Source organism: Candidatus Delongbacteria bacterium (assembly GCA_041675285.1).
In the GTDB taxonomy this organism is placed as follows: Bacteria; CAIWAD01; CAIWAD01; order CAIWAD01; family CAIWAD01; genus CAIWAD01.
This window is the reverse complement of record JBAYTZ010000012.1, coordinates 21,148-35,496: the sequence shown is the minus strand read 5'-3', so window position 1 is coordinate 35,496 and position 14,349 is coordinate 21,148. Positions and strand designations below refer to the sequence as shown.

Here is a 14,349-nt window from a genome sequence, read left to right as displayed (position 1 = left end):
CGCGGGCCGCGTGATGCGGCATCGCCCTCCGACGCCGAGGCACTTCCATTTGTCAGACCAGGAGGACCCCATGGCAAAGGGCGCCAATCCCCCCAAGAAAGAGACCAAGAAGCCCAAGAAGGACACCAAGGCCAAAGAGCCGAAGAAGTAGTCCTTGCCGCCGACCAGCCGTCCGCCCCGCCCCGTCACTCCGCTGCTGGAGGGATGCCGGCGGGGCGGATCGTGATACAAGGACCAGGCGGCACCCGGCGTTAACCGCTCCACCTCCACTTCATCCTTGCCCCGCGCCGTACGGACAACCATGTTTCCAGCGTTCGTCGTTTCGCCCGCGCTCTCCGCGCCACAGGATCGGTGCGTCCGCCATTGGTGATTGGAGCCAGTATGTCGCGTCAATCTCAGGTCTTGATCGCCGGGCTGGTTGCCCTGTTGACGGCCACGTCGTTGTCCGCCCAGCAGGACGTGCTGGTGCCCGCTGGTTCGTGGATCCAGGGCCCGGCCCTGTGTGTGGCCGCGCACGGCGGCAACACCCTGGTGGGCACCGGGGCGGGGTTGGACTGTTACGCCCTGGCGAATCCCGCTGCGCCGCAGCGGCTTGGACGACTGAGGCTTCCCTTCGCCCCGCGTCACGTCGCCTGGGACGGCGGCCCGCTGGGTGCGCTGGCGAGTGACCAAGGACAGCTGGCGATCGTGGACCTGACCAGTCTGGCGGCGCCGACCCTGCTGGCGCTGCTGGATCTGGCCGGCCCGGTCACGGGGATGGCCCTGGCGGATTCGCTGCTCTATCTGGGAGTCCAAACGGAGCGTTGGGTGGGCGAGCTGGCCGTGGTGGACTTGCGTGAGCCGCAACAGCCCTTGCTGATCCACGAGCAAACCCTCTGGGAACCCGGGCGCCTTGTATTGTCGCCGCGGGGTCTCGTGGCGGGCAGCGGCGACCAGTTCGTTCTTTATGGACTCGACGACCCGGCGGCGCCGGTCCAACTTTCCACCATCGACCTGGTGCTGGATCCGCGGCTGCCCTTCGCCGTGGCCGGCGACCTGTTGGTCTCCTCCTACGTCTTCTGGGAAGAGGAGCACGGTTTCCAGGCCGTGGACATCAGCGATCCGGCGGCCCCCGCGCGATTGGGTCTCCTACAGGGTTGCTACTTCGGCGGCGTGCTGGGGTTGGCGCCGCCTTGGGCCTACGCCACCTGCGGGGACCGCGTTCTCTCCGTCCTGGATTTCCACAACCCCGCCCAACCCGCCCACGCGGGGGACCTCGCGCTGTCCGGCATGATCAGCGCAGCGGCCTTGGACGGCGACCTGTTGTCCGTCGTGGTGGGCAGCGGGCTGGACGTGGTGGATCTCGCCCAGCCGGAGGCTCCAGTCCTGGCGGGCGGGTTGTCGTTTCCCGGGATTGGAATCGCCAGCGCCGCGTCCGGCCGCTGGGCCTGCCTGGCCCAGTCGGAGCGCGTCCTCTTGCTGGATGTGTCCGATCCGGCCGCGCCCACGCCCGTGGACAGCGTCTTCATCGGCGACAGCTGGAACACCCAGGCCAAGAACGTGGCCTTCCTGGACAGCGCGACCCTGGCGGTCTGCAGCGATGTGGCGACCTGGATCTTCCAGGTGGCCGCGGATGGCCGCCTGACCGACGTGGCCGAGCTGCCCGGTTCCATGGACGCGGTGGCGGGCGGGGGCCTGGTTTGCCTGTCGCGGAACACCAACGGCGAAAGCCTGCAGGTCTGGGATCTTGCCGATGAAAACCAGCCGCGATTGCGCTCTACTGTGGCGCTGCAGAACGTCAAACAGGTTGAAATGCTCGGCCGCCTGGCGATCGTGCGCACCAACCAGCCCGCGCAGCTGCTCACGGTGGATCTGGCCGACCCCGACAACCCGGTCATCCGGGGCCAGCTGGACTGGCCGGAGTGGTGGTCCTACTCCCTGGCCGTGCGGGACAGTCTGGCCTACGTGTCTGTGGGGCCCAACGCCATCGTCGAACACAGCCTGCAATGGATCGACCTGCGGCGGCCGGAGCAGCCCCAGATCCTGGGCAGCTTGACCCTGCGGGGCGCGTTGCGGAGCCTGGCGGTGTGTGGCGCGCACCTAGTGGGGGGCGGCCCGGCGGCTCGCGAGCTGAGCGTGTTCGCCCTGGGCGGCGCGGGGGTGCCGGAGTGGGTCCAAACCTTGGCCGTGGAGCCCGGCGGCTGGCCGGGACACGTGGCCAGTGCGAACAGCCTGGTTTTCCTGCCTGCGGAGGCCCGCGGTCTGACCATCCTGCGCAACACCCTGGCGCCCGATCCGGCCTTCTCGCCGGAGCTGCACGTGGAGCGGCTGCCGGACCACCGCCTGCGGCTGAGCTGGTCGCGCCACCCTGCCCCGGGCTTCTTCCGCGTGGAGCAGCGCGGGGTGTCCGCGGGACCCTGGGAGAGTCTGCTCACCACCCGCCAGACCACCGTCGAGGTGGAACCCGGCTGGCCGCAGAGCACCTATCGCGTGGTGCAAGTGTTTGAGTAAGCCCTGCTCTGGCGCGAGGTCCCCTGTTTGCCACATTCATGAGTGTCCAACGTGACGGGAACCCCGGCGCCGATTGTGCGGATGCTTGTTGTCCGCTCCGCCGGCCGCCACGGAGTCTGGATTCCCCTGTCCCGTCAGCGGTCACAGCAGGAGTGAGCCGTGCGCGCGTTTCCCTTTCGCAAAGTCGATGCCTTCGCAACCAGCACCTCGGCGGGCAATCCGGCGGGCGTGGTGCGGCTGGCCGCCATCGATGAGCTGAGCGCGTCGGACATGCTCCGTCTGGCGGCCGAGCTGCAGGGCTACGTCAACGAGGTGGCCTTCCTGGCACCGCAGGGCGAGCGCCTGGCGCTGCGCTTCTTTTCCGCCGAGCGCGAGGTGGAGTTCTGCGGCCACGCCACCATCGCCGCCCTGCACGACTTGCTCGCCACGAACGCGGGCTGGCGCGCCCGGCCCGTCGTGGAGATCGTCACGCGCAAGGGCGTCCTGGCGGTGGAAAACCAAGTGGCGGCGGAGGACGCGGTCTACATCACGGCTCCGGCGCCGCGCGTCGCCGCCAGCGCGCCTCCGGCCGGGTTGCTGGCGGAGGCCTTGGGACTACCCACCGCCGCGCTGGACAGCACGCGTCCCCCGGCCGTGGTCAACGCCGGACTGGAGACGCTGCTGGTGCCGCTGGCGGGCCTGGAGGCGCTGCTGGCCCTGGCGCCGGACTATGCCGTGCTACGGGCCTTTTGCCAGGAACAAGGACTGGACATCGTGCTGGTCCACTGCCGGGAAACCGTCGATCCGTCGCACGCCTTCCGCACCCGGGTCTTCGCCCCGACCTTCGGCTACCTCGAGGATCCGGCCACCGGCTCCGGTAGCGCCGCGCTGGGGCACCACCTGCTGCTGAGCGGAGAGTGGGACGGCGCGCCGCTGGTCCTGGAGCAGAACGGCCGGCGCAACCACGCCAACCGCGTGCGCCTGAAAGCCCGGCGCGCGGACGACGGCTGGGACCTCTCCTTTGGCGGCGGTGCCGTGACCCGCCTCCGCGGCGAGTACCTGCTGGCTTAAGCGCGCCGCGCCCACTTGGGCCCGCCGCGCCTGTATCACACCAAGCCGGGATTGAGCGCCATGAAGCTTCGCACTCCGCGCCGCGCGCACTTCGAACCCATCGGCCTGGGTCGGCAACAGGCCCTGGCGGGCGCGCGCTTCGCCTCGTTCCGCCGCCGGGCCCTGGCCTTCCTGGTGGATTTCGGGCTCCTCTCGCTGGGCCTGGGCCTCTGCTTGTTGCCTGGCGCCCTGCACGGCTCGGGTGACGGCCAGGTCAACATGGACTTCACGATGGACATCGATCCCTTCCACGGCTGGCCGCTGCTGAGTCTGCCCCTGTACTTCGGCCTGCTGACGTGGTGGGGGCGGGGTCAGACCCCAGGAAAGAAATGGCTGGGAATCCGGGTGGAGTCCCTGGTCCACGAACGGCTGACGCTCTGGCACTCCGTCGAGCGCTCCCTGGGTTACGCGGCCTCGGTGCTGGAGGGTGGCTTCGGGTTCGCCCAGTATTACATCCACCCCAATCGGCAGACCGTCCACGACCGGATCGCGGAGACCATCGTGATCCGCGTGGAGGCTCCCGCGGCGCTTGTGCCGGTGGCTGACGGCGCGCCCGCTCCCGCGGCCGAGCCGGAAACCACGGCGTCTACCCTGGAGCCGGCGCCCGCCCAGCTTCCTCCAGCCACGGAAAGGGATTCGGTGTGACACACAGCGCCACGCCCGCGCCGGACCCGGAGCGCGAGGTCGTCCATGTCCGCCGCCTGGACGCCGCGCCGGAGCGCGTCTACGAGGCGGTGATCGACCCGCTGCAGCTGGCAGCCTGGTGGGGACCGGCCGGCTTCCGCAACACCTTCCACGACTTCGATCCGCGCCCGGGCGGCCGCTGGCGCTACACCATGCACGGCCCCGACGGGATAGCCTATCCCAACGAGACGGAGTTCGTCGAGCTGGAGCGGCCCCGGCGGATCCTGCTGCGCCACCTGCGGCCGCGCCACCGCTTCGAGCTGGAGCTGCGGCTGAGCCCGCTACCGGCGGGCACCGAACTGGTCTGGACCATGCGCTTCGAGTCCGCCAAGGATCTGGCCGGAATCCGGCAGTTCATCCTGGCCGCCAACGAGCAGAACCTGGACCGGCTGGCGGCGCTGCTGCAGGCGGACGACGCCTGAACCGGCCCGCGCCGCCGAACCGCAAGGAGCCCTTATGAGAATTTTCTCGCACGGCCTCGCACCCCTGCCGACCCTGCTTGTGCAGGCCCTGCTCCTGCAGGCCCTGCTCCTGCTGGCCGGAACCACGGACCTGGCGCGCGCCGGCACTCTGCCCGCCGCCCGGATCGAGTATGAAATCCGCCACAGCGGCCAGGCGGCGCCGGAGGAAGGCGTCATCCAGCTGGACTGCGACGCGCGGGGCGCCCGGGTGCGCCAGCTGCCGGCCGGCGAGTGGATTCCCGGCGCGCCGCGCGAGACCGGCTACCAGGACTTCGCGGCCGGCCGCACGCTGCAGCTATTGGTGGACCGGGAGGGTCGGCGCTGTCACACGCTGGCGGAGTTCGCCGCGCTGCCCGCGCTGGAGGCGACGGCCGAGACGGCGGAGATCCTGGGCCTGCCCTGCCGCAAGTGGACGGCCACGCTCTACTCCAACCGCATCGAGCTGTGGTCCACCGTCGCCGCCGGTCTGCGGGGCGGGCCGCGGCTCTCCCTGCTGGACCCCGACGGACTGGTGTTGCGCATTCTGGTCAACGGCGAGCTGGAGTTCGTCGCCGCCAGCCTGGAGGAATTGCCGCACCAAACGGACCTGTGGCCGGCGGATCCCGGCGAGGCCGTGGACGCGGCCGAGTACCGGGCTCGGGTCACGGCGGGCTGGGTCACCACGCTGCCCGTCTTCCAGCGCGAACAAGTCTGTTTCAACCCGGCCGCCGTGGACACCGCCGCCATGCGGCTGGCCCTGCGCGCCGCCCGAGCGGCCGACAGCAGCGCCGTGCTGCGTTTCGCCGCGGGCACCCTGCTGCTGCGCAAGCTCACGCTGCCGCGCCTGGCGCCGGGCCAGCTCTTCGCCGAGCTGGTGGAGCGCAGCCGGGGCGACGCCTACGATCGCACGGGCTCGCTCTTCCTCGTGACTGAAGAGCGCGGCGGGAGCCTGCTGGACGCTCTGGAGCGCGGCGTCGGCGCGCTGCCGCGGCTGACGACCCGCGACGGGCGCGACTATCGCGGCCTGACGGCCACGCCGGACTACCTGCCGCCGCTGGAGCTCGTGCGCTTCATCACGCCCTTCGGGGTCGGGCACTACAACGAGCAGGTCCAGGTGAAGGGACAGGTCTGGGCGGATTCCGCCGTCTACCGGCTGGAGCTGAGCGAACTCCTGCCCGCGCTGGAGGGGCCGGTGTGGATCGGCGCCTTCGTGGGCAACTACGACGCCGGCGGCCACGAGCTGAGCCTGACCCTGCGCCACCATCCCGGCGAGCGCACCGTGCAGCCCGAAGCCCCCGGCGACGGCTGGTGCCTGCCGCTTTTCAACACGCTGAACGTGCTGGAGATGGCCGGCCAGGAGTACGGGCGCCTCTTCGAACAGGACACCTTGCGCGTGGACTTCGAGCTGCCCGCCGGCCTGACGGACGTGCGCCTGCGCTACACGAGCACGGGCCACGGCGGCTGGGGCGGCGGCGACGAGTTCAACCCCAAGCCCAACCGGATCCTGCTGGATGGCCGCGAGCTGGCCACGGTCACGCCCTGGCGCAGCGACTGCGCCGGCCTGCGCCACCTCAATCCGGCCTCGGGCAACTTCTGGAACGGCGTCTCGTCCTCGGACCTGAGCCGCTCGGGCTGGTGTCCGGGCGCGGCGGCGGAACCGCTGACCATCCGGCTGCCCGAGCTGGCGCCCGGCCCGCACCGCCTGGAAGTGGCCATTCCCCAGGGTGCGCCCGAGGGCGGCAGCTTCAGCGCCTGGAACGTCTCGGGCACGCTGCTGGGCAGCCGGCCGGGCACCCGTCCCTGAGCGCGGCCACCCCTCCGCCAACGGTCCCCACCGCCGGTCGCGCCGGGCCTGCCGGTGGAGTTCTGAACCCGTTCCGCAGCCGCCCCCACTTCCGCAACTTGTTGTAAAACAGGTTCGGCAACCCGCATTCTCCCCCCAGTGTCGAGATCGAAATGAGCGACGACCCCACCCGCCTGCAACGCATCCTGGACCAGCTGACCGTGATGATGGACCACATGGCCGTCCAGACCTGGTACTTGACGGACGAGGACACCTACGGTCTGGTCAACCAAGCCCACGCCCGCTTCCTGGGGCGCGACAAGGAGGAGCTGGAGGGCCGCCGGCTGGAGGAGATCTTTCCACCCGCCGTGGCCGAGGTCTGCCGCCGCTCCAACCGGATGGTGCTGGAGACCCGCGCTCCGGTGGAGGTGGAGGAATGGGTGACGGATGCCCGGGGCGAACTGCGGTTGCTGGAGATCGCCAAGACGCCGTCCATCTCGGCCGCCGGCACGGTCTCCCACATCATCTGTTCGGGCCAGGACATCACCCGGCGCCGGGCCGCAGAGGAGCGGCTGGCCCAGAGCGAGGCCAACTTCCGCGCCCTGGTGGAGACCCTCGACGACCTGGTGCTGATCAGCGGCGCCGAAGAGCGCATCCTCTACGCCAACCCGGCCGCCATCCGCAAGCTGGACTACGCGGACGAGGTCCTGCGGGCCATGACCTTGGTGGAGCTGCATCCGGCCTGGGATCAGCCGGAGGCCGCGCGCAGCCTGGAGGAGCTGGTCGCCGGCACGCGCTCGAGTTGCCGCTTCCCGCTCCGCAGCCGCCAGGGCGGGCTGATCCCCGTGGAAACCCGGCTCTGGACCGGCACCTGGAACGGCCAGCCTTGCCGCTTCGGTCTCTGCAAGGACCTGAGCAAGGAGCAGGAGTCCCAGCAGAGATTCGAAACGCTGTTTCGCCGGAACCCCGCGCTGATGGCGATCAACGATGCCCAGACGCTGCAGTTCGTCGACATCAACGAGTCCTTCGTCAAGGCGCTGGGCTACTCCCGGGAGGAGCTGCTGGGCCGGACCAGCCGCGAATTGGAGCTCTTTCCCGACCCGGAGCAACAGGCCCGGGTGGCGGAGATGGTCCGCACCTACGGCAAGGTCGAGGAGGTGGAGCTTAGCGTGCGGGACAAGGCCGGGCAGCTCCACGCCGGCCTGTTCGCGGGCGACCTGGTGGAGAGCCAGGGGCAGCACTATTTCCTCACCGTCATGGTGGACATCTCGGAGCGCCGACGGGCGGCGGAGGAGCGCGAGCGCGTGATCGTGGAACTGCGCTCCGCCATGGACCAGATCAAGACCCTCAAGGGCATCGTGCCCATCTGCGCCAAGTGCAAGAAGATCCGCGACGACCGGGGTTACTGGCAACAGGTGGAGGCCTACATCAGCCAGCGCACGGAGGCCAACTTCAGCCATGGCCTCTGCCCGGACTGCGTGGAGACCTTGTACGTGCACCATGGGTTGGGAGAATCCGGCGGGCCGACCGAGTGACGGCGCCCCGGCGCATCGAAACCCATCGACAAGGTGGTCGAATGGACGCGTATCACATCCGGGCGGCGACACCGGCGGACCTGGAGATCCTGGTGCATCACCGGCAGCGGATGTTCGAGGACATGGGGCGGACGGATGCGGCCGGCCTGGCGGCCATGCGCGCAAGCGCGGCCGGGCTGCTGCGTCGCCGCTTGGCGGAAGGGACCTACCTGGGCTGGCTGGTGGAGGCGGCGGACGGCCGGGTGGTGGCCGGCGGCGGGATCATCCTGCTGGACGTCCTGCCCGGCCCCACCTTCCCGGATCCGCGCCGGGGCTGGGTGGTCAACATGTACACGGAGCCGGAGCACCGCCGGCGTGGCCTGGCCCGCCAGCTGCTGGAAACCATGATCGCCTGGAGCCGGGCCCGGGGCATGCCGCGCCTCTTTCTCCACGCCAGCCCCGACGGCCGGCCCTTGTACGAGCAACTGGGCTTCGCGCCGACATCGGAGATGAGCCTGAACCTTTGATGAAGGCCCTGGACGCGGCGCACAGTCCGCTGTCCGTCAAAAGGGGTTGCCGGAGCGGGGGTTCCAAAGTACGACGTGTGCCTCCCGGACGCCTTGCTGCAGAGTGATCGGCAGCGCGCGCAAGTCGGCGACATCAATGCGGATGGGCAGATTCGAGCAGGCAAAGGCCTCGCGCAGGGCGTTCAGGTGTGCCGGGTTGATCGGCTGATCAGATACCAACACCAAATCCAGGTCCGACCATTCCCGGGCGCGGCCTTGCACGCGACTGCCGTGACACCAAACCTCCAGCTCCGGACATTGAGCGGCCAGGATTCCAAGGACCTGGTCCCGCCATGCCGCCGGCAATTCGAGCCCGGGCTCAGTCATGCTGAAGTCGCTCCAGGAGCTGTTCGGCGCGCGTGGCCATCAGCCGGGCGGCCTGCAGGGCCGTGTCGGCGTTGGCGGGATTGTAGGTGTGGGCCGAGAGATTTCGTGCTTCGGTGAAGGTGAACCACTCGGCGGGATCAACCAAGAGGCCGCGCTCGGCGGCCAGGCGGAACAACTCCTTGCGCGACCATGTGGGGACGGCGGACTCGGCATTGATGTTCTGACCCACCCAGCGCTGGATGTACTTCCAGCACAATTCGTAGACGTATTCGAAGCGCTGGATCAGGCCGTCGCGCAGCAACAATCGCTCGGCCTCAGGCCCGTGATGTGAGTCGTAGAGCAGCACGGCCTGTTTGAGCATCTCGACGGCAAGTCCCAGTGGCTGCAGATCGAGTGGCATGCTCCGGCTCCAATCAGGCGGGTTTGGTGATGTCCCAGCGCGCCTTCTCCAGCTGGCCCGGCGTGTCGGCGGCCAGGCTGAAGGGCCGGCCGCGCGGGTCGCCTCAGACGTGCTGGTCGATTAGCACCGGGTTGCCATCCGGATCCAGCAGCATCAAGTAGCCCGGGCCCTGGCCGGCTTCGTCCACCGCCTGGGTCGGCACGATGCCCAGGACCTGCAAATGCTTCTGGATCTCGCGGACGTCGCTGAAGTCCTGCAGCGGTTGCGCGTCCGAATCCCAGCCGGGATTGAAGGTGAGCATGTTCTGGTCGAACATGCCCTGGAAGAGTCCGATCACCGTGCTGCCCTGTTTGAGGATCAGCCAATTCTGCGCAGGGTCACCACCGAAGGCCGAGAAGCCCAGCGCTTCGTAGAAGGCCCGTGAGGCTGCGAGGTTCTTGACGGCCAGGCTGATGGAAAAGGCTCCGAGCTGCATGGGGTCGCTTTCTGCAGTCATGAACTGCCGACTGTCATGGTTCTGGGGTCGCCCTATTTCTTGGTGATGTCCCAGCGCGCCAGCTTCTCCAGCCGGCCCGGCGTGTCGGCGGCCAGGCTGAAGGGTCGGCCGCGCGTGTCGATGATCAGGCCGGCCACGCCGCCCAGCACCACCCGGCGGATCTCCTTGCCCGGACCGGCGCCCAGGTCGAAGCCTTTTTCCGGCTGGAAATGCAGGGCCGCCTCCTCGCCGGGACCTAGCGGAAACAGGCGCAGCTCGTCCTGGGGGATCTGCACGTCCACGGGGCCGGAGGGCAGCTCGCCCGTCATCCGCAGACAGGGCTTGCCCGGGTTCTTGACGCGGCCCAGCGGGGCCACGCAGGTGCCCAGGTAGATCAGGCAATCCTTGTCGAAGACCTGGGTGGCGGCGGTCTCGTGGAAACTGGCCAGCACGCCCAGCTGGGGCATCATGAAGATCGAGTCCACGGCCAGGCGCGTGAAGCCCTCGGGCAGGAAGCTGTCCACCAGCATCCAGGCGCCCTGCACGCGGCGCGGCGCGTGGGAGAGCACGCCGCCCGAGCCCACCAGCAGGTCCAGCTCCATCATTTTCACCAGCGTGCGGCTGCCCGAGTCCTGGTCGAAGGCGTCGCTGATGGTGCGCTCCTGCTGCACGCCCTTCAGCTCCACGGCGAACTCCTTGTGCTGGACGAAGGACAGGCGCAGCGCCTCGCGGGCGATGGCCTGTTCGATCAGCAGGTCCTCCATGGTCTGGGGGATCGTGGTGGGGCGGATCATCTTGTTGCCGATGCGGTTGCGCAGCTCGCCCGGATCCAGCGGGAAGGGCACCCAGCGCTGGATGTTCTCCAGGCCGGCCTCCGCCAGCACATTGCTGACGCTGTAGCTCATGCCCAGGTTGGCGCTCACGGTGCGGTTGAACACGCCGCCGAAGACGGAGAAGACGTCGGTGGTGGCGCCGCCGATGTCCACGCCCACCACGTTGATGCCCTGGATCTCGGCCACCTTCTCGATGATCTTGCCCACGGCGCCGGGCGTGGGCATGATGGGCACCTGGACGGGTCCGCCACCTGTCGGGCTGTCGTCCCAGTAGCGGCAGAAGCCCATCAGCTTGTCGTAGCCGGGGGCCTGCTGCATCACGTGCTCCATGAACAGGTCGTGGATCTTGTCCCGCGCCGGGTTCAGGTTCTCGCGCTCCAGCACGGGGCGCAGGTTGTCCACTTCGGTCAATGCGCTGACGGGGGCCAGGATCTCGTGGATCTCGACTTTCAGCGCGTTGTTGCCGGCGTAGATGATGGGCAGATTGAAGCCCTGGCCCAGGCGCGGGCGGGGCTTGGCGGCGGCGATCAGCTCCGCCAGGTCGAGGGGCAGCTTGCTGCCGCCGTCGGTGCCGCCGGCCAAGAGGATCATGTCCGGCCGCAGCCGGCGGATGCGGTCGATCTTTTCGTGGGGCAGGCGGCCGTCGTTGGAGGCGATCACGTCCATCACGATGGCGCCGGCGCCCAGGGCCGCGCGCTGGGCGGACTCGCCGGTCATGGAGGCCACCACGCCGGCCACCATCATCTGCAGGCCGCCGCCGGCGCTGGAGGTGGAGATGTAGGCGTCCACGCCCTCGTCGCCCTCCTGGGGCACGATGATCTCCCACTGCTCGCCGCCGTCCGGGCCGGCCACCTGGCGCAGGAAACGCCTCGTGGGTGTGGCCTCGCGCACGGCGCCGTCGGAAAGCGTCAGGCGCTGGCGCGACAGCTCCTCCACCTCGGTGACGGCGTTGATCACGCCCATGGTCACGTCCTCGAAGGGCGCTTCCACCGTGGTGGGCGCCTCGCCGCGGATGGTCTGGCGGTAGGTGTCGCCGATCTTCTCGATGAGGATGCACTTGGTGGTGGTGCTGCCGCAGTCGGTGGCCAGGATGGAGCGGATTTCCTTCATGGGGACTCCTGAAAAATCAGGGGCAAGATCGCGCTTGCCCCTGATCGGTGTGTCATGACCAGACAGGTCCGTGGAGGACGTGGCCGGGCCGGGCGGCTACAGCCGGACCTTGCCCTCCAGCCCGGCGCGGGCGACCAGCTTGCGGGCCTCGAACTTGGCGTTCTTCAGCACTTCTTCGTGGTCCAGTCGGGTGGCGCGGCGGTCCTTGACCAGGAATTCGCCTTCCACCAGCGTGTGCACCAGGTCCCGGGACGAGGCCGACCAGACCAGTTGCTGGGCGGGCGTGCCCGCCGGCTGGATGCTGGGGTGGTTCAGGTCGAAGAAGACCAGGTCCGCCTTCTTGCCCGGCTCGATGGAGCCGATCTCCTCCTCCAGCCCGATGGCGCGCGCGGCGTCGATGGTGGCCAGCTCCAGCAGGGTCTCGGCGCTTAAGGTGGCCGCGCCGCGGCTGACCTTCTGCAGCAGGCCGGCCAGGCGCAGCTCTTCCAGGATGTTGAGGTTGTTGTTGCAGGCGGCGCCGTCGGCGCCCAGCCCCACGCGGATGCCCCGCGCCAGCAGGTCGGAAAGCGGGGCGATCCCGCTTCCCAGCTTCAGGTTCGCGCTGGGGCAGTGCGCCAGCACGGCGTTGCGGTGGGCGGCGATGATCAGCTTCTCAGCTTCTGTCAGGTGCACGGCGTGGACGCCCAGGAACTTGCCTTCCAGGTAGCCCAGGGCCTCGTAGAGCTGCACGGGGTTGCGGCCGAAGACTTCGCGGGTCAGCTGGACCTCGTCCCGGGTCTCGGCGACGTGGGTGTGGATCCAGGCGCCGCTCTCCCGGGCCAGCCCGGCCACGCCCTTGAGCAGGTCCGCGCTGCAGCTGGGGGCGAAGCGCGGGTTGAGGGTCACGCTTAGGCGGCCCTTGCCGTGCCAGTCCGCCAGATGCCGGCGGGCCAGATCCAGCGAGGCCGTGGTGTCTTCGCGCAGTTCCGGCGGCACGCCGCGTCCGCTGTCCATCATGGCCTTGCCGGAGTAGGCGCGCTGGCCGCCGGCGATCAATTCCTGGAAGACGGTTTCCGTGTGGTGCGTGGTCTCCATGGTGAAGACCGTGGTGGTGCCGGAGAGCAGCAGCTCCAGGATGCCCAGCCGCGAGGAGGCCGCCAGGGAGGCCGGGTTGTGGGCGGCTTCCAGCGGCCAGATCCGATTGCGCAGCCAGTCGAACAGGGCCAGATCCTCGGCCATGTGGCGGAAGAGGGTCTGGCAGAGGTGCACGTGCAGCTGGACGAAACCCGGGAAGGCCGTCAGCCCGTGGACGGACACCACCTGTTCGTCCTTGCGGGGCTTGAGGCGTTCGCCGATGGCCGTGATCCGGCCGTGCTCGATGCGCACGTCGCCCTGCAGCACTTCGCGCACCATGTTGAGGGTCACCCAGTTGGCTCCCTGGAGGAGCAGGCTGGCGCCCGCCGGCGGCTTGATCTCCCGCACGGAGACGGCGGCGGACTTGGCCGGTGCGGCCGTCTTGGGCGCGGGTTTGGGCGCGGACTTGGCGGCGACGACGGGCTGCGGCTTGGGCGCGGGCTTGGCCAGCGGCTTGGCCACCGGTTTGGAGGCGAGCTTGGGCGCCGCCTTCGCGACGGACTTGGGCAAAGAGGCGGGCGCGGGCTTGGCGGCGGCTTTGGGTGTCGGGCGGGCGGCCAGCTTGGAGGCCGCCTTGACGACGGGCCGGGCGAGGGGTTTGGCCGCCTTGGCCCCGGCGGCAGACCGGGGGGGCGGAGCCAGGGGCGTCTTCGCCCCCGTCCCGGCGGATTTGCCGGCGATCAGCTTGCTGCTCTTGGCAGTGGATGGCTTGGCAACGGGTCGGGACTTCTTGGATGCATCAGCCACGGCGCACCTCTTCAAGCTGGTGAATCTCGTTACAAATGTACGGGATCGACTCGCGTTTTTCCAGCAGTTCTTGGAATTGGTCGATTTTCGATTGGTCACTAATGATTTTTATAATCGGCGAAAGAAAGGCCATGGCTTGGCTGATGACGAAGTTCAGCGGACGCAGGCTCTCCAGCAGGAAGAGAGCCGGGGCGCCCAGCCGGCGCTCCACCAATTCCCGGGCCAGCCAGCGCGCGAGTTCACACTCCGCTGCGCTCAATTGCGAACCAGGGTCCGGTTGCGGGCGGTCGCTCACTCCTCCGCGCGCTGCGGGTGGGTCAGCCATTGGCTCCACTCCTGGACCTTGGCGTGGAGGGCGCCGGGAGGAGCCGGTAATTCGACTCGTTGTTTATTCACTAAAGACAGATAAAGCAACTCGTCCTTCAGCTCCAAGCCGCTGATTTCCGGCCACTTCCAGCGTCGCGCTCCCGTGAGGGGGTGGGACAATGACAGGCCGTCCGCGGCGAGCAGGACGCTACGGGCAAACAGAAGATTGCGCAGAGAGAAAATGAAGGCCACTACCAGCGCATTGCTCTCCCAGCTCAGGCCCAGCCAGTAATACACCAGCGAGGCGGAAAGGATCACAATGGCCAGCAAGAGGATGAACTGCCGCGGACGCGAGCGCGGCGGCCAGTGGCTCCAGGCCAGGTCGAGGGGGCGTTCCAGCATGCTGCAACATAGGAAATGAGCGACGGGCATTTGCCACATTGACTTCACACCGTTAATCAAGAAATTCTGC

At 68.8% G+C, this 14,349-nt stretch carries 14 protein-coding genes; 7 read left to right on the top strand and 7 right to left on the bottom strand.

The genetic code is table 11. The features are described from left to right. The first annotated feature begins 381 nt into the window (after nucleotides 1-381). The 7 genes from WC326_11910 to WC326_11880 all read left to right on the top strand — a co-directional run bounded on the left by WC326_11910 (nucleotide 382) and on the right by WC326_11880 (nucleotide 8,527). Entirely contained in the window at nucleotides 382-2,490 is a 2,109-nt protein-coding gene (locus WC326_11910) for a hypothetical protein (GenBank protein MFA7331765.1), read from the top strand. Between the two features lie 159 nt (nucleotides 2,491-2,649). After that, complete coding sequence (locus WC326_11905) at nucleotides 2,650-3,540, top strand: PhzF family phenazine biosynthesis protein (GenBank protein MFA7331764.1); 891 nt, start codon at nucleotides 2,650-2,652, stop codon at nucleotides 3,538-3,540. Nucleotides 3,541-3,600: 60 nt separating this feature from the next. After that, a complete protein-coding gene (locus WC326_11900) occupies nucleotides 3,601-4,224 on the top strand; it encodes an RDD family protein (protein ID MFA7331763.1) in 624 nt (207 codons plus the stop codon). Further along, complete coding sequence (locus WC326_11895) at nucleotides 4,221-4,685, top strand: SRPBCC family protein (GenBank protein ID MFA7331762.1); 465 nt, start codon at nucleotides 4,221-4,223, stop codon at nucleotides 4,683-4,685. The genes WC326_11900 and WC326_11895 overlap by 4 nt, the downstream gene beginning before the upstream one ends. A 34-nt stretch (nucleotides 4,686-4,719) precedes the next feature. Continuing rightward, on the top strand, nucleotides 4,720-6,507 hold the full coding sequence (locus tag WC326_11890; protein MFA7331761.1) for a PNGase F N-terminal domain-containing protein: 1,788 nt from the start codon (nucleotides 4,720-4,722) through the stop codon (nucleotides 6,505-6,507). A gap of 152 nt (nucleotides 6,508-6,659) precedes the next feature. Further along, nucleotides 6,660-8,021 (top strand): PAS domain S-box protein, encoded by a 1,362-nt coding sequence (locus WC326_11885; protein ID MFA7331760.1) that lies wholly within the window; start codon nucleotides 6,660-6,662, stop codon nucleotides 8,019-8,021. A gap of 41 nt (nucleotides 8,022-8,062) precedes the next feature. Further along, entirely contained in the window at nucleotides 8,063-8,527 is a 465-nt protein-coding gene (locus WC326_11880) for a GNAT family N-acetyltransferase (GenBank protein ID MFA7331759.1), read from the top strand. 36 nt (nucleotides 8,528-8,563) lie between these two features. On the opposite strand, the gene WC326_11875 is transcribed toward WC326_11880, so the two are convergent. The 7 genes from WC326_11875 to WC326_11845 form a co-directional block, all read right to left on the bottom strand. Beyond that, nucleotides 8,564-8,893, bottom strand: a complete 330-nt coding sequence (locus WC326_11875) for a nucleotidyltransferase domain-containing protein (GenBank protein MFA7331758.1) — start codon at nucleotides 8,891-8,893, stop codon at nucleotides 8,564-8,566. Then, entirely contained in the window at nucleotides 8,886-9,293 is a 408-nt protein-coding gene (locus WC326_11870) for an HI0074 family nucleotidyltransferase substrate-binding subunit (protein ID MFA7331757.1), read from the bottom strand. The genes WC326_11875 and WC326_11870 overlap by 8 nt, the downstream gene beginning before the upstream one ends. A 103-nt stretch (nucleotides 9,294-9,396) precedes the next feature. Then, nucleotides 9,397-9,768, bottom strand: coding sequence for a VOC family protein (locus WC326_11865; protein MFA7331756.1), 372 nt, complete (start codon nucleotides 9,766-9,768; stop codon nucleotides 9,397-9,399). Nucleotides 9,769-9,821: 53 nt separating this feature from the next. Next, on the bottom strand, nucleotides 9,822-11,711 hold the full coding sequence (locus WC326_11860; GenBank protein ID MFA7331755.1) for a glutamate mutase L: 1,890 nt from the start codon (nucleotides 11,709-11,711) through the stop codon (nucleotides 9,822-9,824). A 96-nt stretch (nucleotides 11,712-11,807) separates the two neighbouring features. Beyond that, a complete protein-coding gene (locus tag WC326_11855) occupies nucleotides 11,808-13,571 on the bottom strand; it encodes an amidohydrolase family protein (protein ID MFA7331754.1) in 1,764 nt (587 codons plus the stop codon). After that, nucleotides 13,564-13,866 carry a hypothetical protein gene (locus tag WC326_11850; GenBank protein ID MFA7331753.1) on the bottom strand — a complete coding sequence of 101 codons (303 nt, stop codon included), beginning with the start codon at nucleotides 13,864-13,866 and terminating at the stop codon, nucleotides 13,564-13,566. The genes WC326_11855 and WC326_11850 overlap by 8 nt, the downstream gene beginning before the upstream one ends. Next, complete coding sequence (locus WC326_11845; GenBank protein ID MFA7331752.1) at nucleotides 13,863-14,279, bottom strand: hypothetical protein; 417 nt, start codon at nucleotides 14,277-14,279, stop codon at nucleotides 13,863-13,865. Before WC326_11845 ends, WC326_11850 begins: the two co-directional genes overlap by 4 nt. Nucleotides 14,280-14,349 lie beyond the last annotated feature (70 nt).

Excerpts from the sequence above, each read along its gene's own strand:
- WC326_11870 (MFA7331757.1), bottom strand. The coding sequence starts at position 9,293 with ATGCCACTCGATCTGCAGCCACTGGGACTTGCCGTCGAGATGCTCAAA.
- WC326_11900 (MFA7331763.1), top strand. The coding sequence starts at position 3,601 with ATGAAGCTTCGCACTCCGCGCCGCGCGCACTTCGAACCCATCGGCCTG.
- WC326_11890 (MFA7331761.1), top strand. The coding sequence starts at position 4,720 with ATGAGAATTTTCTCGCACGGCCTCGCACCCCTGCCGACCCTGCTTGTG.
- WC326_11880 (MFA7331759.1), top strand. The coding sequence starts at position 8,063 with ATGGACGCGTATCACATCCGGGCGGCGACACCGGCGGACCTGGAGATC.
- WC326_11875 (MFA7331758.1), bottom strand. The coding sequence starts at position 8,893 with ATGACTGAGCCCGGGCTCGAATTGCCGGCGGCATGGCGGGACCAGGTC.
- WC326_11865 (MFA7331756.1), bottom strand. The coding sequence starts at position 9,768 with ATGCAGCTCGGAGCCTTTTCCATCAGCCTGGCCGTCAAGAACCTCGCA.
- WC326_11910 (MFA7331765.1), top strand. The coding sequence starts at position 382 with ATGTCGCGTCAATCTCAGGTCTTGATCGCCGGGCTGGTTGCCCTGTTG.
- WC326_11845 (MFA7331752.1), bottom strand. The coding sequence starts at position 14,279 with ATGCTGGAACGCCCCCTCGACCTGGCCTGGAGCCACTGGCCGCCGCGC.
- WC326_11885 (MFA7331760.1), top strand. The coding sequence starts at position 6,660 with ATGAGCGACGACCCCACCCGCCTGCAACGCATCCTGGACCAGCTGACC.
- WC326_11860 (MFA7331755.1), bottom strand. The coding sequence starts at position 11,711 with ATGAAGGAAATCCGCTCCATCCTGGCCACCGACTGCGGCAGCACCACC.